This window comes from Flectobacillus roseus (assembly GCF_030056595.1).
Lineage (GTDB): Bacteria > Bacteroidota > Bacteroidia > Cytophagales > Spirosomataceae > Flectobacillus > Flectobacillus roseus.
Genome location: NZ_JASHIF010000022.1, coordinates 135,618 through 157,150, shown reverse-complemented (window position 1 = coordinate 157,150; position 21,533 = coordinate 135,618). Strand labels below are relative to the sequence as shown.

Sequence of the window (21,533 nt, the reverse complement as noted above, 5' to 3'; positions counted from 1 at the left end):
AGATAAGCATATCTACGAGATTTTCGTAGATATGCTTATTTATTAGCAATAAAAAATTTTAAGTAGTTTATAATAGGTTAATAAATGATAAAGGAATCGCTAATCAGGATGTTTGAAGGATGCGAAGACTAATATCTTATCACCCAAAACGGATTTATTTCCTCTTTGATTTTTTCCTTAATAAATTTATCAATCATGCCCTGATACTCAGCGTCAGTGATTTTTTTACCCTTGAGTTTTTTGGGAGGTTCGAGTTCTTTGTCGACTTTTTTGAATTCAATTTTAGTGGCAACAACAGTTACGGCACCGTCGTTGATGTCGAGTTCTAAAATCATGCCTGGGAGTCCCCAAAGTCTTTCAGGTCCTGCTTGTGAAGGGAGATCTTGTGCAAACCAAGCCGTAATTTTTTGATTTTTGATAGGATCTTCTACCTGAGCTTTCATACAAATATGTCCAGCTACCTCTTTCAAATCATTCAAAATTTTCCATTCAGGCAGTTTTAGGCTATCTTCTACGATATAGGTTTTACCTAACATTTCAATGACATCAGTCATGGTATTTTTGGTAAAATTTCGGCCAATACTATACGCTTCTTTGCGCCAAGCATATCCTTCAGACTCTTCGTTTTTCTCTTCAGAATTGACATACTTTGATTCATTATCATTGAAATAGAGAAGGGTATAATTGGCCCAGTCGTCTTTTCCACCAAACATATAAGACATTCTTTCCTTCTCTTGCTTACTTAAATAAGTCAAGGTAGAGTTGAGTTTTGTCCAATAGGTAGTTCTAGTAAAATAAACAACCCCTTCGTTGTTTTGTCCGAATGAGGTAAAATAGGCAATGTATAGTAATGCTAAAAGGAATATTTTTTTCATCGAAATAATAGTTTTCTGTATGTAAGAATAGGGTTCTTTAAAGATGAGCAATAGGCAAAAGCGTATCAAAGTCTTTTGCCTTTGCTGTTAAGTTTCATTAAAAGAACCCGCCGTTTTTCTTGAGTTTATCAGAATGACCTTTGAGATTGTAAGTCAAACTCAACATAAAATAACGAGCTAGCGTAAGCGCTTGCTGGTTGCTCACGGTATTGAGGTATCCTGTTTGTACAATAGATTGACGTTTATTGAAAATATCAAATGCGGCCAAACGTACTTCCATGCGATTTTCTTTCATAAATAATCTTCTAACCGAGGCATTAAGAATAGGTATTTCTTGGTCAAATCCAAAACGGTCGTTGCGATAGCTGTTATAATCAAAGCTAGTTTCGAAGAAGGTCTTTTTAGCAAAATTCCATTTTACAGATGTTGATAAGCCCTTGGTACGGATATTTTGGTTTTGATTATTTTCAATCGTGTAAGAAATATTGTTGAATCCAAGATTTCCTTCGATGTTCATGATTAGCTTCTCACTTGGTGTAATACTAAAGCCAGCGTTAATCGTGTAATTCTTATTATTGGTTTGATTCACGACGGTATTCACAATGGTTGGCGTGTTAGAAGTATTAATATTTCCCGACAAGTTCATCGTCCATTTAGTTTTGATGATTGGGAAACTTGAATACATTCCAAGGTTAAAGTTTTTACCTCCTGACATATTTTCAGGGCGAGTTCTTGTCACAAAGTTGGCATCTACTGTTTGGCTATACACAATTTGGCTCAAGTAATAGCGATACGAAGACCAAATACCAATACTAGCAAAAGTAGCAGGGTCAAACTTAGAAATATCAAAACTCAACTCGTGGTTTTTGGCTGGCAATAAGTCCTGATTACCCGAAGTGATATAGAATGGGTTATTATTCTGAACCACTGGTTGTAGGTCGGTAATACTTGGAGCTTCTACGTTGAGCGTATAGTTAAAGCCCATATACGCATTGTTTTTGAATTCGATATTAGCAGAAAAGTTTGGCGTCAGAGCTTGATATTGCTTACTGATATTTGCAGTAAGAGGTTTGCCTTTTTGTGGATATACTTTACCATCTAAGTCATACTGCAATACCGCTAGCCCAAATGATAAGTTGATTCCATCATTTGAAAATCTCAAACCTGAACCAACACGGTTGTAGGTAATTTGATTTTGATAATAGGTACTCAAACTATCATAACGTTGTGATTCCAAATTACCATTGAATGCGTCACGTCCTACATTTTGACCGCTGTTGTTGAAGTTATAGAAACTTTCCCAATAGACTTTTTTGGAAAGGGGCTCTAAGTAATTTACCCCAGCTTTAATCATCGTAGTGGTATTGGCATTTTGGTTTAGCTGAGAAATTGCACGAATTTGATCATTGACATTGGTGGCGTTAAAGAAGCGTGTCAAGGAGCGGATATTATCTGTTCCATCAGTCGATGAAGTACTTAGAGTGCTACTTGCTGCAAAAGTTCTTCCTTTTTTCTTAAACTTATGACGGTAGATAGCCGTAAAATTAAAATTGTAACCATTAAAATTAGAACCATTATTCATATTAATACGGTTCTGAACATCTTCTGAATTATTCAAATACTGCTGAACTTGATTCACATTGCTATTACTACCACTAAAACGTAAATTGGTTTTTGCAATGATAGTATTTGAGGAGTCCAACATTTGTTCCAAACGAGCGGCTACGCTATGTGAGTTTCTAAAACTAACTGTATTGTTGGTATCAAGCGTCGTAAAATTGGAGTTTTGGAGGAAAGTTTTCGTACTCTGATATTGGTCGAGGTTTAACTTAGTTTGGTTATAGAAATAACTTGAACTAAATTTTGTCTTTTGGTGAGTGTAGTTGTAGTTGACACCAGTACCGAAGTTGTTAGTAAAGCCTTTTCCGTCAAAATTGTTCAGATAATCACCTTCCATATAATAGAATCTATTGCCATTACCAAAGCCAAAATCTCCATTATCGTTAGAATTAAAGGAGTTATTCCCTTTAAATTCGCCATAATCACTCCAGTTTACACCCGTTTCGTTGATATTATTGGCATATCCTAACACAGAGAACTGTTCTTTTTTGTTGAAACGGTTGTAATTTCCTCTTAATACGCCACGGTCAGAAGTACCAACTGCGGCTGTAATTTTTCCAAAAGCACCTTTTTTAAATTCGTCTTTCAGTTCAAGGTTAATGGTTTTTTCTTTTTTCCCATCGTCAGCACCCGTCAAAAGCGCTTGGTCAGATTTGCCATTATAGACCTGAACTTTAGAAATAGTTTCAGCACCTAAGTTTTTGGTGGCAGCTTTGGGATCGTCACCAAAGAAAGTTTTTCCGTCAACCAATACCCGTTTTACATCCTTTCCTTGAGCCTTGATATTACCGCTTGCATCTACCTCGATACCAGGGAGACGGCGAAGGAGGTCTTCAACCGACGAACCAGGGGGAACTTTGAACGAAGCCGCATTATATTCGACGGTATCACCTTTGATGCTCAATGGAGCTTTAGCAGTTTTTACTACTACTTCAAGAAGTTCTTTAGCAATTGGCTTGATTTTGATAGGACCAAGGTCATTGACCTCACTTGGAAACTCTTTGAGTTTTTGTTGGTAAGGCAAAAATCCCACATAGGAGATTTTAAGCAAATACGAAGCATTTTTTACATTTCTGAATTCAAAGGAACCTTTGTCATTTGCTCTAGCAAAGTTCACCAATGACGAGTCTTTGGGTTGAAGAAGCATGACTGTTGCACCCGTAAGCGTCATAGCACTTGTATCTTGCACAACACCACGAATGGTCACACGAGCAGGATTCTGGGCAAAGAGGTTGGTACATGTAAAAAATAAAGCAATTAATAGAACTAAAGATTTGTTCATAGAATTTTGAATTTTAGATTTTTTGGAGGCAATAAGAGTGCTGAATTGTGAGTGATGAGTTTTAAGTATAATTTATGATTACTCATATTTTATCTCATTAATTTCTCTAACTTAATTCTGCACGACTACGTATATGGTTTATGGATCGGTGTATATATGGGGGTTTCGGCTCTGAGCTTTCGGCTTTCAGCAAAATGTATTTTGCAAACAACATATCACTACAAGAACATGAATCCACTTTGTGCCTGTTGCCTCTGTGCCTACAAAAAACAAAACCACTTTGTGCCTTTGTGCCTGTTGCCTTTATCCCTATTTCAACAATGACTTTTCAAATTTATAGGAAGTTCACAAGAGTCTTTATGAATTTAAGAATTTTTAACTAAAAGTTTAGCTAATTAACTAAAAAAATAGTTTAAATCATTGGTTCATGAAAACTTAATTAGGACATTACACTAATAGCCTGAATAAACTTACTATTAGGCATTGCGTGCAAGATATATTTTATCAAAAAAATGTAAGGAAGGAATGGGATGAAAGGCTTATAATATGGGCTGAAATTCTTGGGAATTATATTTTTCGGTAGAAAACTATAGTTAAAAAATAAACCGCAGAAAAAGCTTCTCTGCGGTTTAAACGAAATACCAAGTTAAAAATTATGGTCTTAAGCAGTTTTTGCTGCTTTACGACGAAGAATTCTATTTTTCAACGATTCTATAATCATATACATACAAGGTACAAGTAAGAGCGTCAACAAGAGTGAACTTGTCAAACCACCAATAATAACCCATGCCATACCATTTTTTACTTCTGCACCTGCACCACTTGCAATAGCAATCGGAAGCATACCTGCAATCATAGCAATTGTGGTCATCAAAATTGGACGCAAACGTTCTTTACCTGCCTCAATCAATGCTTCTTTTACGGAAAGTCCTGTTTCTTTCAGGTGATTGGTAAAGTCGACAATCAAAATACCATTTTTCGCAACTAGCCCCAACAACATAATCAAACCTACGATAGCAAAGATAGTCAACGATTCCATCGTCAAAGCAAGAGCCAATAGCGCACCAATCAAGGCCACAGGAATCGAAAATAATACCACAAAAGGATACACCACACTTTCGTACAAAGCCACCATAATGAGGTATACCAAAATGACACCCAGCAAGAAAGCAAATCCAAGACTACCGAAGGCGTCTTTCTGGCGCTGAATTTCGCCTAAATATTCAATTGTTAATCCTTGCGGCAATTTGAGTTTATCGATTTTCTTCTGTATATCTGCTACAATCGTACCTGTTGCACGACCCACAGCCGATGCCGTAACTTTAATCGAGTTCATTCTATCAGAACGTTCCAATACCGATTGTCCAACTACTTCTGTTACGTTAGCTACATCTTTAAGTTTGATGATAGCACCACGACTATTTCGTAAAGTCAAATCACGAACATTTTCAATCGAACGTTTATCGGCTTTATCTAAAGTAATATTGATGGGATATTCCTCACCTGATTGTCTGAACTTAGACTGATCATTACCTCTAAATGCTAATTGAATAGCTCCACCTACTTCTGGGACACTCAAACCAAGGTTAGCAATTTTCTCACGGTCTAGTTGTACCGAAATTTCAGATTTCAAACTTTTGGTCGAAAACTCCACATAGTCTGTCCCAGGCGTTGTGCGAACAATTTCTTTCACCTGATTGGCAACCTGCTGAATCTCGTTCATGTTAACCCCCTTAATCGCGATTTGAATAGGAGCTTCACTGTTTCCTGTAATACCTGTCAAACGAATTACCACTTTTACCCCGGGGATTTTATTGATTTCATCACGCAATTGTGTACCAAAAATTTCTGAAGATACTTTACGATTCTCTTTGGGGACTAAGGTTACTGCAATTTCAGAGATATTACTGTTACTACCGCCAGAACCCATAGCACCCGTTTGAGTACCGATGTTGGCAAATACCTTTTCTACTTCTGGTTTTTGCAAAATCATTTGTTCGATTTGCTTAGTAACCAAGTTGGTTTGTGACAACGGCGTTTGTGGGGATAACTCCAATTGAATGGTTAGTTCGCCACGGTCGCCATTTCCTGCAAAAGATGATCCAATAAAACCAGCAGGTAATAATGAAAATGCACCTACAAACAATATTAAGATGGCTATCAAAACCCAACGTTTGTGAGTTAATGACCAAGTTAAAATTTTGCCATATTCTTCCTTAACGCCATCTAGGAAATTTTCAAATCCTAAATTGATACGCCCCCATAAGCTTGATTTGCTTAGTATTTCTACTTTTCCCCATCTTGAAGCCAACAAAGGAGTCAATGTAAATGATACAAACAAACTCATTAGGGTTGAAAATACTACCACTAATGAAAACTCTCTCAGGATATTACCAATCAAACCACCGCTCATTGACAGAGGTAAAAATACTACCACGTCCACCAAAGTAATTGCTACCGCTGTAAAACCAATTTCCTGACGACCTTCAAGAGCTGATTCTATTTTACCTTTACCCATTTCGAGGTGTCGGTAAATGTTTTCTAAAACCACAATACTATCATCGACCAAGATACCTACTACTAATGATAGACCCATCAAAGTCATCAAGTTGAGTGAGAATCCGAAGACATACATCAAGATGAATGTCGGAATCATTGCCGACGGAATAGCAACCAATACAAACAATGAACTACGGAAACTATGTAAGAAAAATAGCATTACACCACCCACAATGATAATTGCCAAAAAGAGGTCATGTACCACTGCATCAGCAGACGCCAAGGTATAAACCGATTGGTCATTAGCAATTTCGTAATCAAACTTCTGAGAAGCATATTGTTTTTTAATGTCAATTAGTTTCGCTTTTACAAACTTGCTAACATTTACAGCATTGGCGTCTGCTTGTTTTACGATTTCGATACCAATACCCGCTTTCCCATTGTTTCGGTTGAGTGTTGTTGGCTCTGTTTGGGCATCGGTAATTGTACCCAAGTCAGACAATAATACTCTGCTACCATCAGCATTTTGGCGGATAATCAATCGACGAAGCTCCTCAACCTTAACCAATTTGGCATCCAAACGAATAGAAGTACGGTTATCGTTGTTTAATACGCTACCCGCTGGATAAGACATATTACTGTTAGCAATCATTTGGTTAACCTGTGCCGAAGAGATACTGTACGCTTGTAACTTGTCATTATCTAGGTTTACTTGAATCTCTCTCTCGCTACCACCAATCAAACGAACCGTACCTACACCAGCCACGTTGGCAATTTGCGGTTTGATTTTTTGCTCAATCAAATCATATAAAGCTGGCTCTGATAAGTTTGCCGATGCAGAGATACGCAACACAGGAATTTCGTCTGTGTTATAACGGTTTACCACAGGATCGTCGGCATCGTCGGGAAGCGTAGATTTGATTTGGTTAATCTTTCTTTCGGCATCACGTTGCGCATCGAGGGTATTTACACCAGATTTTAATTGAATCGTAATCAACGAAAGACCTTCCATTGACTGCGAAGACATTTTATCAATACCTTCGATAGCCGAGACAGCCTCTTCAATAGGTTTGGTTACAACATTTTGTATTTCATCAGACGATGCCCCACGGTACACCGTTTGAACCATAATCACATTTGCCTCAAATTTGGGCAAAAGGTTATAATTAAGCTGTTTATAGCTAACGAACCCAAATAGAATTAACGTTACAAAAATTACGGTAATCAACAAGGGTCGTTTTATAGATAGTTCGGTAACTGACATATTCTTATGATAGTTAGCTGTTATTAATTAGACGTTTTGGTAATTTTAGTCCCGTTAGTCAAGTTGATTTGACCACTTGTAACGACCTCTTGACCTTGTTGTAAACCTGAGATAATCTCGATATTTTCGCCAATTTCACGACCCAATGTTACTTTTTGAACAATAGCCTTTCCATCTTGAACAACATATACATAAGGATTTTTGATACCTTCTGCCAAAGCCAATTTTGGAATTTGCAATACGCTTCCTTTGCGTCCTAAATCAAAGTTGACCATCACATACGTACCTGCACGAAGGCTATTGCCCGTCAAAGTCAATTCTACACGATAGTTGTGGTTTTCGTCGCCTTTAGGAGAAATGAATTTTACTTTTCCTACAAAAGTTTTATTTGGAAAAACATCCGTTGTAATTTTTGCAGATTGACCAATTTTTAACTGGTAAACATCTTTTTCGTTGACATAAACCACCGCTTTCAAATTCACATCATCTACAATTGTCGCGATAACATTGCCAGGGTTTGCATATTCACCAGCCATTAATTTTCGAGAAGTAATCACACCACTAATCGGTGAAATAATGTTACCATCGGCAATTTGTTGTTTGGTCAATTCGATTTGAATACGTGTATTTTCAACATCATATTTGGAGTTGGTTACGCTCACTTCTGTACCTGCATTTCCTTTAAACAAATCGGCATTACGCTTCAAATCCTTTTCTAATTTGTCGAGTGTCAACTGATTAGCTTTCAAATTGATTTGTTTTACCTTAGAATCCAAAGTACCAATTACCTGTCCTTTGCGTACACGCGAACCAACTTCGATACCCAAGCTTTCGATTTTACCTTGAATAGCACTTGTAATAGTTGCTTCGTTAGTCAATTCGATGTTGGCAGGAAGACTCACATCCCCAGCCAATTCTTGATAGCTTACTTGGTAAGTTGAAACAGCCACTGGCAATGCCGTGCGGTCTACCACTACCTTGTTTGCTTCAATCTTCTTTTTGTTTTTATATAGCGTAAATCCAATTAATCCTACCAGAGCAATAATGGATAGTGTGATTACTGACTTTTTCATTGATATTTTTGATTAAAATTGATTGATATAGCTTTTTAAAGACCCTTTTGATTTTTCATATTCCAATCTCGAACTCAGCACATTGATCAACGAAGTCATGTAATTACTTTGTGCTTCTTTGAACGAGTAATCAGAATTGAGTAAATCTGACAATGTTGCCACTCCTTTTTCATATTCTACAGTGGTACTTTCTAAGACAGTTTTAGCAAAAGTGAGGTTCTCACGGTTGATGCTCAAATCTGATTGAGACTTTTGCAATTGAGCCGAGGAGTTATGATAGACCATCGAGAGGTTATCACTCATCAGCTTATAATTAGCCTTGGCGTTTAATAGTGATATTTCGGCTTGCTTGAGTTGACTACTTTTACGGTATCCGCTAAACATTGGGATGTTTACTTTTAAACCCACTGTCGAGAAATCAAACCATTTACCAAATGAAGGACCAAATTCGTTTCCAAAACTTTGTCCACCATAACGGGCATACATCGAAACCGTTGGCAAAAAAGCAGCTTCTTTACGCTTTACATCAAAAGATAAAAGCGAAGCATTGGCATTCTGAATTTTGAGGTCTAGTAGGTTACCTATTTCAAAACCATTATCTTTTTCTCCCAACGCCATTCCCTCATAATTCAAAGATTCAACATCCACTACATCTTCTGTAACAGGCATACCGATGGCATTTTTGAGACGGTTTAAAGCGATTTGCTTGTTTACCTGTAGGATTGATTTCTGGGCAACGATGTTATTCAAACTCGCTTTGGTACGATCATACTCAGTTTTTTTGATGACGCCTTTCTCTAAACGAAGTGCCAAAATCTCTAACAAGTCCTTATATTTCTTTTCGTTTTCAAGCGTTAGTTTCTCTTGTTCTTTGATAACTAATACTTGAAAATACGCACTTACCGTATTGTAAATCAGTTGCTCTTGGTTTTGTTCTTTTTTAAAGGCTGAAAGCTGGTTGTTGGGTTCGGTAGCTTTGATACCTACCAACATCGACTTGTCATAAATTACTTGGTCGAGTTGAGCGGTCCCCATAGTATTATATTGATTACCAAACTGTAACCTGATTTCAGTCGGAGAAAACGCCCCCGCAGGAATCACCGTAATTTGGCGCTTGAGGTTGTCATCAAATGTGATGGTACCATTTACTTGAGGCAAATAACCCGCTAATGCTTCTACCGATTTTTGTTTGGCTAGGGCTATTTCGTTCTCATAAATTGTATTACTCACATGATTCTTGAGCGCATAATCTACACTCGATTTTAAAGTCAAACGTTGCTGTGCCTTGGCACTCAGCGAAAGCCAACATCCTAACAGCGCTAGGTAATATGGTATTGTTTTCATAAAAGAGTAGTTGATTTTAATATTGTTGAAATTTCAATAGTTGATTTTATCAACTATTTGGGCAAAAAAATTATTTTTCTGAATTTTGTTTTAATTTGATGAGCACCTTGGTAAATACTTCAAGCTCTTCTTCTGTGATACCTACCAAATTTCTTTCGGTCACCACATCGATAACCTCTTGGCACTGTTTCATGATATCTTTTCCTGCTTCGGTAATCACCAAATGTTTTTTGCGACGGTCGGTGGTGTCGTTTACACGAATCAAATAGCCCATTGACTCCAACTGATCTATATGACGCATTACGGCCGACTTATCTTTATGAATCATTTCGGCTAAATCTGACTGAATTGTTTCTTCTTTTGAAGCAATAAGATGTAATAAAAAATGCTGCTCTGGTAAAATTTGAATACCTGCATTTGCTAATTCACGAGCCGATTGTTTGAACAATGCCTTGACTGTATCAGCAAAAAGATATCTAAATGAATTGCGTTGTACTTCCATTATCGTTGACTTTAAAAAAGTTGATTTTTAAAATAGTTGACAAAATCAACGATTCAAAATTAGAATATCAAATCGAATTCTCCAAAGAAATTTGACAAAAAGTAAAAAAAGAGCATTAACTGGCAGATAATCAGACTCCAATGGACAAAATGTGTTTACAAGAACCTAAAAACCAAGTAGTATTATGGAAGAATCTAGGATGAAAGTTGGGGAGGACGCAAGAATAAAATATCTTCGTAATGATTAGGTATGAATAAAAGGTATCAACCCCATAAATGAATAATAATGTTATTTTCATTCAGCTTTTATAGCTCATTTTTACTTGTTTTTTTTATCCACTTGTTGGTATACAGTTTCCTATTTTTGATAAAATATATCAAAACCCAACAGCTTTCGAGTTTTTGGATGAGCCTCTTTCTATTCTTAAGCACACTTTACTTCACGCCTTGGATGGTGGGATTTGCAGGGTGGTATGATACACAACCTTATAGAGATTTTCTATTTTATACTCCTTTCCAACATCTGTTGTTATTAGGGCCAGTGCTATTTTTTTACACACAAAGTCTACTGAACCCTGCGCTGAAACTAAACCGCAGCATGCTTTTGCATTTTATCCCTGCCATTTTGTATTTGATTTTCAGTGCTGTAATAGTGATTTATGATAAAATTATCCTCCATGATTATGGTTTTCTTGCCAGCGGACAGGATCCCGACTTTGAAACTTGGTATCAGCTTTTAGGCTTTATCAGTATGTCCATCTATTTAGTGATGGGATTTAGATACCATCAATTGTATCTGAAAAGCATTAATCAAGTTTTGAGTAATACAACGGCCTATTTGTATCCATGGTTGCCTAGATTCTTTTTTGCTTGTATTATGTTGCTGTTCATAAGAGGCGTCGTAGCAGTATTGGGACTTATTTGGGATATGAACTACATTAATACATGGTGGTATTTTTTATGCTATGCTATTTGCTGCTATTACATTGCGATTTTGAGTTATAGCAATGCCGTCGAAAGTAAGTTGTTGTTTCGAACCAATCTTTTAGCGACTGAAGAAACCTACTGGGCTGCCACTGATACCATCGATACTGAATATGTCTCTATTCCGATGATTGAAAATACCACAACTCAAGAACTAAGTGATGAGCTGCTATTAATCAAAGATGCCCTTCTTTCTGAGCTAGAACAAGAACAGGTTTTTCTGAATCCTGAACTTACCTTGGTTGAACTTTCCAAACAACTCAATACCAATGCTTCCATTTTGAGTAAAGTAATTAATAAAGGTTTTGGTCAAAATTTTAATGATTTAATTAACCAGTATCGAATCAATTTTGTGATAAGTGAAATAGGAAAAGGACTTCATAAAAAACAAACGTTGTTGAGTATCGCATTCGATTGTGGTTTTAATAGTAAGGCAACTTTTAACCGTGCTTTCAAAAAAGTTACCAATTTTACCCCTGTGGAGTACATCCAAGAGCATTTTCGCTAATAAAATAGGTTTCAAATCATAATTTGAAGCGATTGAGGTGTCTATATAGAGCTACTTTTGAAGAAAAAAACGCTTTATGAAAAATCTATTCGACCTCTTATTTCGCCCAATCACAATGCCTCGCTGGTGGCAAGATGTATTTATTAGTATCCCAAGAATCATTTGTGGATATTGGCTCACTTCAGATTTTGGTGCTTCCAAATTTGGTTTGCCTTGGACGCCTGCCGAAATTAATCTTGGTTTATTTGAGGTTGTATTTTGGTTTCCGAGCGATGTAGCTGCTTATGGTGGTATTTTCAAAACATTCTCTGTTTTTCTTGCTTACATGGGAGCCTTTAGTGAAGGTATCGGTGGAATGGCTTTTATACTTGGTTTTCAAACTCGCCTATTTTCGTTTTTGATGGCATGTACTATGCTTGTGGCAGCAATCTGTCAGCAGTGGGACAATGGGCTATGGTCCATGATGCCTGCTTTGGGGATTTTGTGGGTAAGTATGTTTCATCTTATTCTAGGAAGTGGACGCTTTGGTATAGATCATTTGATTTATCAAAAACAGAATTTCAAGATTGGAATGTTTAGCTTTTTACCAATCGTCTTGGTACTATTAATGGCTGGCGTTCAAGATACAAAAAGCCATACAGTAATTGTACAAGTAACTTTACCACACAAAACAAGTGTTAAAACAATGGGAGTGAGAGGCAACGATACTCCTCTAAGTTGGGATACCGATTTAGTCATGAAAGAGGTAATTAAAGATTCTGTTTACACCGCTCAATTCAAGATCAATACTGGTTTTAACTTTACCAAAATAAAATTTGTACTAAACGGTGTAATTGAGCTGGAAAATCAGGAGAATAGATACATTTTACTAGATGACAAAACATTAAATACATCTTATAAAGCTGTGTATGATGTAGCTCAGGAGAATAAGAAAAAATAAACACTAGTTGTTCACATCTAGGTTTATTTTCTGATAGGGTGCGACTTAAGTCGCACCCTATTATCATCACTTGGCAGAAATCAATAATCCCAGACCAAGGATATAACACAACAACATGATATTGAGTAAAGTATTAGTTCCTTGTGGAGCATTCTTGAATTCTTTCCAGATATAAATACCCCAAATAGCAGCGACAATGGTAGCTCCTTGTCCCAAGCCATACGAAATAGCTGGGCCTGCTGTACCTGAAGCAATGATATTGAATGACATTCCGATACACCAAATACTCCCACCAACAATACCCATAAGATGGCTCTGGCTTGTTCCCTTAAAATAATCTGAATAGCTTACAGGCGCTCCTACAAAAGGTTTTTTCATTAAAAATGTATTGAAAATGAAATTACTTAGGAAGATACCTACCGCAAAAAATACCACAGCGGTATAAGGACTCAGTTTACCATCTACAGGATGTGTAAAATCGGGAAACATGGAGTTGGCAACATATTTGTAAAATAGTCCCATCAACAAACCACTAATAACTGACAGCGCAAGTCCCTTGGTTGACACCGAAGCCGTATTGCCTGCAAGCATTTTTCGGTAAGCACTGGCATTAAGCAAAATAGCAATTACAATAAGGGCTACTCCCACAAAAATAAAAGTTGAATTACCAATAGGTGCATCAATGTAATTAACAATTACCCCAACCACCAATGCCAAACCTATTCCTACAGGAAAAGCCACCGACATCCCTGCGATAGAGATAGCCGCTCCTAACAAAATATTTGCCAAATTGAATACGATACCTCCGATAATTGCTGAATAAATATTGTCAGTATCAGCTTGTTGTATATCAACTAAAAAAGCTCTTCCTCCTTCGCCCATACTTCCTAGCGTAAAAGCAAATAATAAGGAACTAATGAAAATACCAATAACATAATCCCAATAAAAAAGCTCAAAACGCCAATTGGACGAAGCTAACTTTTGGGTATTGGCCCATGAACCCCAACATAACATGGTTACGATACAAAAAACCACCGCAGTGGTATAGTTTTCGATGATAAACATAAGTTTGATTTTTTGTGGTTATTACTTTTTTGCCGTTGGTTTTCTCTGTCCAAAACGATAGATGGTCTGATTAGAATCACTATTTGGACTATCTCCATAAATCAAAACCTCCGTAATGCGACATTCATGCTCTTCCGATGGATTAAGCATTTTTAACTTAACGGTATGTTTGCCTTTAGGTAGCAAATATTTCCAAAACAACTCATGGCGACGTTCTTTGAAACTTGTTGGCAAAGCTACAGTCTCAATTTTGTTACCATCTAAATACAATTCAACCTGAAAGTTAAAAGTGCTTTCTGACATCCATTTAGCCGTTTCTCCCTTTACTACAAAACCTGTCCCTTCAAAATCAAAGGTGTATTCATCTTTCAAATATTTATTAACAAACTGTTTATCAATTGGATAAGTCCCATCAAAGCTTTTCTCCATTTTGACAGGAACAGGAATCTGAATCGGAATAATCACTTTATCTTCTAAGACTTTCCCTCCATTACGTTCAATATTTAACAAAGCATGTTTGGTACCTATTTCATACACATCTGCCAATGAAATGGTGGTGTATTTAAAATCAATATCTTCAGCTTCTTTCAAACCCATTTTCCAATAAGCTGGAATTTTGTCATAACCCAATACTGTTCCTAGTATTCCTCCTGCTGATGAAGGGTTACAGTCTGCATCTTGACCGCATCGGGTCGTAATTTCCATTGTTTGAGAAAAATCGCCATTACCGTAAAGTAATCCCAAGACTACATACGCCGAGTTGATAGTTGCATCGATATTGAAGGGCGCAAACACTCCATCTGGGCAACCTATATCCTGAGTCCATTTGTCTTGGAGTAAATACCATGTTTTTTTCCAATCATTTGGATACATTTGATGCCATTTGATTACGTCAGCTATACATTTATAGTAATTACTTTCTTTGGGAATAGTCTTGAGTGCTTCTGAAACAATATATTTAATATCAGTAGAAGTAAATGCCAAAGTATAGCACGCACCTAAATACACGCCTCCAAAATACCCATCACCATAGTTCATGATATGTCCAATTTTATCAGAAATTTTTGAGGCTGCATTTGGCATAGCAGGCGACATAAGTCCCGCAAAATCGCATTCTATCTGATAATCAATACAATCAGCATGAGGATTATTTACCCAATGACCAGAAGCAGGAGGCATCATTCCATGCAAAATATTATATCTTCCCGCTTGATTTGCGTGCCAAAGTGCATAGCCAGCATTGGCATAAGCCTTGGCATGTGACTCAACTGGAGCATCAAGTCCTTCTTTTTCAAATACATCCACAAAAGTCAAGTCCATATATAAATCGTCATACAAACCTGGGTTGTTGAGCATGGTGTTCTTCAAATAGCCATCATACCATTGTATAGGTTGATATTCATTGATGATGGTGCCGTTGTACTTAAACTCAACGGGTCCTCCAAAGGTTACCCCAATAGTTTGACCAGCCCAACCGCCTTTGATTTTATCCTTGAGCTGTGTTTTGCTTAAGGTAAGTGTTTTTTGTTGCGCCAATAATGTATTGGTCAAGAATAGAATTAATAGAAATGTTTTTTTCATAAAGTTAAATAGTTGATTAATAAAAGGATAAAATAGTTTTAAATGCTCTAGGGTATAAGCTTTATGCCATGGGCTAAAAGTTGAACGTGTTTCTTACGAAAATTAAAGTAACATTTGCCTTTGGTTTTCTGCTGGGAGATATGCTATTAGTGTTGCTAAAAGTTGAAAAGTATTTTTCATGAAATAATTTAAGCTTTTTCGCCTATTGCCTATGGCTTACAGCGCATTAATGCATATCTATTTTGCATTAATACTTAACGTTCTGATTACTGGACAAAACGAGAAAGTGTGATTCAGGTATATCAACTTTTTCAGTGATTTTTTTTAAAAACAGTTTTAAACTGTTAAAAAAATGAGTCCAAGACTAAGTCTTGAACTAGTAAATTCAATTTTGTCCAGTAATCAGCTTAACGTTCTAAGTTTTGATATAAAAAGCTTTTCATTATTCGGTTGATAAACTCATTAGAATCAATCGAAACACCTACTTCGGCATTAGGGACTTGATTTTCGTTTATTCGGGTAAAGCCTTCATTATCAACAGCGATATTGACTTTTTTAGTCTTGAAAAGTTCTGGATACAGAATCATACCTATCGCTACAGGGTCAAAAAGTGTTGGTGTTTCATTACCCCATAGCACATATAAACCCGACAAGGCATTTGTCAAAACAGACTGTCGCATCGATAATAAATCTCGCTTAGCTTTATCAAGTTTTACCATGGCAGTTACGTCCAGACCCGCATAAACTATATTAGCTCCCGAATTGACAAACTTCTTGGCGGCAGGAATATCCACTTTTACATTCCATTCGGCATCGATACTTGGATAGGTGTTGTAGCCAATATAGAATGAGCCAAACATCGCATAGATTTTCTTAGCCAACTTCAAGGCCTTAGGATCTTTGTCGATGACATCTGCCATATTGGTCACTGGTCCAACCGAAATAATGATGACCTCGTTGGGGTATTTTTTGAGGTTTTCAATGATAAAATCTGTAGCAGATTGTTGAATAGGTTTCAATTTGTTGAAATCCTTTGCCCAGTAAAACTGTTCTGCATACCAGTTGGCACGATTGTCTATTTTGGAAGTATTACGTCCCAAGGCCACAGGAATTTTATCTTGACCAGTCTCATATAATAATTTGAGCGCCACTTTTGCACGGTCATCAGTACGACCATAACAAGTAGTAATACCCAAAATATCCAATTTATCTTGGTTAGTTAGAAGCATTGCCAAGGCAAAGGCATCGTCAATGTCATCGCCCAAATCACAATCAAAAATGACTTTTTGTCGAGTTTGTCCAAATAGCATCAATGACATGAGCGTCAGCACAATAGTGAGTTTTAGTTTCATAGAAAAAGGGATTTAAGTTATGTGTTCAGGCACTAGGCAACAGGCACTTGGCAAAGAGTTTTAACATGTTTTAGTAACAACGGATATGTTTTTTGCCGAAAGTCCATTACCTACATTTCGGCTCTTGATGGCATAGAAGCTTGTGCTCCCATGCGAGTCACAGCAATGGAGGCGGCTTTACTGGCGAACTTCGCAGCTTCTACAAGCGTCTTTTCCTCATGAATAGCTACCGCCAAAGCCCCACTAAAACAATCTCCAGCAGCGGTTGTATCTATAGCAACGACTTGAGGCGTTTCAACTATTCCCTCAAAATCTGCTGATTTTAGATATACGCCCTTCGCGCCTAAAGTAATCAGGATGTTTTGTACGCCTAGTTCAGTAAAAACTTGTCCCGCTTTTTGAGCACTTGCAAAATCCGTGACTTTGACCCCAGTGAGCAGTTCGGCTTCTGTTTCGTTTGGTGTAATGATATGTATGAAAGGAAATACAGAAGAGGAAAGTTGAGCTGCAGGCGCTGGATTCAAAATCACTTTTACTCCCGACTCATGGGCTTTTTGAATAGTATATTCGACCGTTTCGATAGGAGTCTCTAACTGAATAAGCAAAATATCGTTTTGTTCAAAAATACTCCATGCATTTTCAATATCTTCAATAGATAAATAAGCATTGGCCCCTGGTGCTACCGTAATACAATTTTCACCCTTGGCGTCTACATTGATCAGCGCAACCCCTGAAGGATTTTCAGCATCGACTATCACATAATCAGTATTGATTTCTTCCAGCGCAAATTGTTGAAGAGCTTGACGACCAAAAATATCATCTCCAACTCTACAAACAAACACAGTTGGGCATCCGAGTCGCGCACTAGCAACAGCTTGATTCGCTCCTTTGCCACCAGCATTCATCAAAAATTTTCCTCCGATAATCGTTTCACCTGGTGCTGCCAGTCTTTCAGCTTTTATCACCATGTCAGTATTTGAGCTACCTACTACGATAATTTTTTTCATTAGGTTATTATTAATTTGAAACATTCAAAAATATCTAAAAATAATATCAAAACACAGCGCTATTTACAAATGCTCGCTAGCAGTGTACATAAGACTATTAAAACCATTCCTTCGAATATTGCAGGTTGGATTTCGGAAGTATCCCGTTCTATATTTTGTAAAGAATAAAGGTATTTTACTTTATGACCGAAATCAGAAATCCTCAATCTGCTATAGTTGGAAAACCTTCACCTAGTCTTTCATACTGATTAAGGAGTATGCTTCATTTTATGAGCATTTCAAAGCACTTCTTATAAGTTACGATAAACCTCATTTGAGTCTGTCATTGGTTGGGCTTTATGTTTATCCTTCCTGATGAAAGTGTCACAATGACACTTTCATCAGGAAGGATAAACATAAGGAATACATATTTGAAGATTTGTGCTAATATATTCTATCTACATAACCTTACTTTGCATTGTAATTTTATATTAATTATTAAATGAATCATATTTTATTCTAATGTATGAAACACTTTAACCTACCTATTTCAACTATTCGAAATAAACTTCACTTAGTAGCTTGGTTTGTCTCGCTTATGATTGGGGTTATGAGCTTCACCTCAAAAGCTCAAACAGTAAGAGGAACTGTAAAGTCTTCATCGGGTGAACCGATACCCGGAGCGACCATTGCAGTGAAGGGAACTACCAAAGGAACCAATGCCAATAAGGATGGTGCTTTTAGTATCAATTGTTCTCCTAAAGAGATATTACTGATTAGTTCAATCGGCTTTAAACCACAGGAGATTTTAGTCGGGAAAAAAACCACAATTGATGTCGTTTTAGAAGAATTTCAAACTGCCCTAGACGAAGTTGTTGTAGTTGGGTATGGTAAACAAAAGAAAGAAGGCGTAGTAGCTTCGGTAACCCAAACCACAGGAAAAGTCCTTGAGCGTGCGGGTGGGGTATCGAGTATTGGTGCAGCCCTTACAGGTAACGTGCCAGGTTTGATTACCAATGCCAGTACAGGTTTGCCAGGAGCCGAAGACCCACAAATTATCATTCGCGGACGAAGTACTTGGAACAACTCAGACCCATTGATTTTAGTGGATGGCGTGGAACGACCTATGAATAGCGTCGATATCAGTTCGGTAGAAACAGTGACTGTATTGAAAGATGCTTCTGCAACAGCTGTATTTGGTTCGAGAGGTGCCAATGGTGTAATCCTCATTACAACCAAAAGAGGTAAAACTGGTAAGGCTTCGATCCGTGCAACGGTAAACACTATTTTGAAGTCTCCGTCTAAACTTCCAGGGAAGTATGACTCATTTGATGCCTTACGTATAAGAAATGACGTTATCGAATATGAACTTGCTACGAAGCCTGATGGCTGGAGAGATTATTTGCCATTTGATATTCTGAATAAGTACCGCAATCCAGCGAACTTAGCTGAAGCTGAGCGTTATCCAAATGTCAACTGGGAAGAAACTTTGTTCAAATCACATGCTTGGTCGAACAACGCTAACTTGAATATTAGCGGGGGGACAAATACCGTAAAGTATTTTACCAGTGCCGACTTTTTGCATGAAGCCGATTTGTTTAAAACCTATCCTAACAATCGTGGATATGAGCAAGGATTTGGTTTTGACCGCTTGAATGTGAGAAGTAACTTGGACTTTCAGTTAACGCCAACTACGTTATTCAAAACCAACTTATCAGGTTCGTATGGGGTACGCAAAAGCCCTTGGGGTTTTACAGGCTCTGAATATGGCTCATGGATTGATGCCTACAATGCAGCACCAGATTTGTTTTTGCCAGTGTACTCAGATGGTTCATGGGGATATTATGCACCAAACGAAGCTAGAGCTGAAAACTCAGCAAGAAGCTTGGCAATTGGTGGTGTTTCTTATCAAACAACAGCCAGAATCACGACAGACTTTACACTCGACCAAGAGTTGGATATGATTACCAAAGGCTTGAGATTCACAGGTACTATCTCACTCGACAATACTTTTGTGGAAAGTGATAGAGGTATTAATGACCTTTACAACGATACACAGCGTAAATGGATTAATCCAGAAACTGGAGCTGTTACCTATCGCCAAGCCATTGATGGTATCACAGGATTTGATTTTCAAGAGGGTATCAAGTGGAATCCTGCGGCTGGTACAATTGGCGCTAGTCAAAGAAGATTGTTTTATCAGTTACAGCTCAATTATGCGAAAAATATTGCTGGAAAGCACTATATAACAGGAATGGGCTTGATGAACCGCAACGTTTATGCCAACGGTAGTATGATTCCATCCTATCGTGAAGACTGGGTATTTAGAACAACTTATACCTACAACAACAAATACACGGTAGAATACAACGGTGCCTATAATGGTTCAGAACAATTTGCAGCGGCTTATCGTTTTGCTTTCTTCCAATCAGGTGGTTTAAACTGGATTGTTTCGAATGAAAACTTTATGAAGTCTCTAAAATTTGTAGACCAATTTAAAGTAAGAGCTTCCTATGGACAAACTGGTTTTGATAACCTCGGCGTTAGATGGCCATATTTGGAGCAATGGAATTACAATGGAAAATCAAGACTAGGAATCAGTGGTGAGGGTGCAGAACAAAGTCCTTACACATGGTATAGTCAAACAGTAGTAGGTAACCCAAATGTACAATGGGAACAATCTGAAAAGTACAATGTTGGAGTTGATTTCGAATTTTTGAAAGGATTCGTTAAGGGTAAAGCAGACTTTTTTACAGATAATAGAAGTAAAATTTTGTTAGCAAACCGTTCAGACGTTCCAACTTATTTTGGTGCAACTCCTCCTGTAGCCAACTTAGGAGCGGTAAAATCAAGTGGTTATGAACTAGAGTTACACCTCAATAAATCCTTGAGAAACTTTAGATTATGGACAGACCTCAACATGACACATACGCAAAATAAGATTATTGAAGCTGCCAATCCTGAATTATTACCAGACTATCAAAAATCAGAAGGCATGCAAATCAACCAAGCTTATTCGTATGTAAGTCGTGGTATGTACAACACTTGGGATCAATTATATGGAAGTGCGATTCAGAATGCCAATGATAACCAAAAACTCCCAGGTAATTACTATTTAGTAGATTATAATGGGGATGGTTTGATTGATTCACGTGACAATATCCCGTATGGATACACGGGCTGGCCTGCCAATACTTACAATGCCACCTTTGGGATTGACTGGAAAGGCTTCTCGGCTTTTGTACAATTCTACGCAGTAAACAACGTAACGCGTCAGGTAGAATTTAGAAGTTTGAGTTCACAAAGTCATACCGTGTATCAAGAAGGTGCTTATTGGTCACCTAGTAACCCGAATGCTAATCCAATGCCACGCTGGTTGACTACCCCACAAGGGTATTACAGAGGCACGCAATACATGTATGATGGTTCGTATGTACGCTTAAAGAATGCTGAAATCGCCTACAACTTTACCCCAGAATTTAGTAGAAAATTGGGTGTTTCAGGACTCAGAATTTATCTCAACGGTAACAACCTCATTGCTTGGAGTAAAATGCCAGATGACCGCGAATCTAACTTTGCTGGTACAGGCTGGGCTTCACAAGGAGCATATCCTACCGTTAAACGATTCAATTTAGGTCTAAATCTTACCTTTTAATTAA

At 37.5% G+C, this 21,533-nt stretch carries 13 protein-coding genes; 3 read left to right on the top strand and 10 right to left on the bottom strand.

Annotation, left to right across the window (positions count from 1 at the left end):
* Window positions 1–128: 128 nt before the first annotated feature.
* From QM524_RS21520 to QM524_RS21495, 6 genes are all read right to left on the bottom strand, one after another.
* Entirely contained in the window at window positions 129–875 is a 747-nt protein-coding gene (locus QM524_RS21520) for a GLPGLI family protein (protein ID WP_283346169.1), read from the bottom strand.
* Window positions 876–972: 97 nt separating this feature from the next.
* A complete protein-coding gene (locus QM524_RS21515) occupies window positions 973–3,777 on the bottom strand; it encodes a TonB-dependent receptor (RefSeq protein ID WP_283346168.1) in 2,805 nt (934 codons plus the stop codon).
* A gap of 661 nt (window positions 3,778–4,438) precedes the next feature.
* The gene (locus QM524_RS21510) at window positions 4,439–7,540 is read right to left on the bottom strand and encodes an efflux RND transporter permease subunit (RefSeq protein ID WP_283346167.1); all 3,102 of its coding nucleotides are present in this window, start codon (window positions 7,538–7,540) and stop codon (window positions 4,439–4,441) included.
* 23 nt (window positions 7,541–7,563) lie between these two features.
* On the bottom strand, window positions 7,564–8,613 hold the full coding sequence (locus QM524_RS21505; RefSeq protein ID WP_283346166.1) for an efflux RND transporter periplasmic adaptor subunit: 1,050 nt from the start codon (window positions 8,611–8,613) through the stop codon (window positions 7,564–7,566).
* Window positions 8,614–8,625: 12 nt separating this feature from the next.
* Window positions 8,626–9,957: a TolC family protein gene (locus QM524_RS21500; RefSeq protein ID WP_283346165.1), complete on the bottom strand. Its 1,332-nt coding sequence runs from the start codon at window positions 9,955–9,957 to the stop codon at window positions 8,626–8,628.
* Window positions 9,958–10,027: 70 nt separating this feature from the next.
* Complete coding sequence (locus QM524_RS21495) at window positions 10,028–10,459, bottom strand: MarR family winged helix-turn-helix transcriptional regulator (RefSeq protein WP_095163830.1); 432 nt, start codon at window positions 10,457–10,459, stop codon at window positions 10,028–10,030.
* 405 nt (window positions 10,460–10,864) lie between these two features.
* Between QM524_RS21495 and QM524_RS21490 the strand changes: the two genes are divergently transcribed.
* Together QM524_RS21490 and QM524_RS21485 are read left to right on the top strand one after the other, a co-directional pair.
* Window positions 10,865–11,950, top strand: coding sequence for a helix-turn-helix domain-containing protein (locus QM524_RS21490; protein ID WP_283346164.1), 1,086 nt, complete (start codon window positions 10,865–10,867; stop codon window positions 11,948–11,950).
* A 76-nt stretch (window positions 11,951–12,026) separates the two neighbouring features.
* Window positions 12,027–12,890, top strand: coding sequence for a DoxX family protein (locus tag QM524_RS21485; protein WP_283346163.1), 864 nt, complete (start codon window positions 12,027–12,029; stop codon window positions 12,888–12,890).
* A 66-nt stretch (window positions 12,891–12,956) separates the two neighbouring features.
* Here QM524_RS21485 and QM524_RS21480 read toward each other — a convergent pair whose 3' ends face one another.
* From QM524_RS21480 to rbsK, 4 genes are all read right to left on the bottom strand, one after another.
* The gene (locus QM524_RS21480; RefSeq protein ID WP_283346162.1) at window positions 12,957–13,955 is read right to left on the bottom strand and encodes a GRP family sugar transporter; all 999 of its coding nucleotides are present in this window, start codon (window positions 13,953–13,955) and stop codon (window positions 12,957–12,959) included.
* A gap of 21 nt (window positions 13,956–13,976) precedes the next feature.
* On the bottom strand, window positions 13,977–15,536 hold the full coding sequence (locus tag QM524_RS21475; protein WP_283346161.1) for an ADP-ribosylglycohydrolase family protein: 1,560 nt from the start codon (window positions 15,534–15,536) through the stop codon (window positions 13,977–13,979).
* Window positions 15,537–15,943: 407 nt separating this feature from the next.
* Window positions 15,944–16,888 (bottom strand): nucleoside hydrolase, encoded by a 945-nt coding sequence (locus tag QM524_RS21470; RefSeq protein WP_283346160.1) that lies wholly within the window; start codon window positions 16,886–16,888, stop codon window positions 15,944–15,946.
* A gap of 110 nt (window positions 16,889–16,998) precedes the next feature.
* Complete coding sequence (gene rbsK / locus QM524_RS21465; protein WP_283346159.1) at window positions 16,999–17,895, bottom strand: ribokinase; 897 nt, start codon at window positions 17,893–17,895, stop codon at window positions 16,999–17,001.
* A gap of 505 nt (window positions 17,896–18,400) precedes the next feature.
* Between rbsK and QM524_RS21460 the strand changes: the two genes are divergently transcribed.
* Window positions 18,401–21,529 carry a SusC/RagA family TonB-linked outer membrane protein gene (locus QM524_RS21460; protein ID WP_283346158.1) on the top strand — a complete coding sequence of 1,043 codons (3,129 nt, stop codon included), beginning with the start codon at window positions 18,401–18,403 and terminating at the stop codon, window positions 21,527–21,529.
* Window positions 21,530–21,533 lie beyond the last annotated feature (4 nt).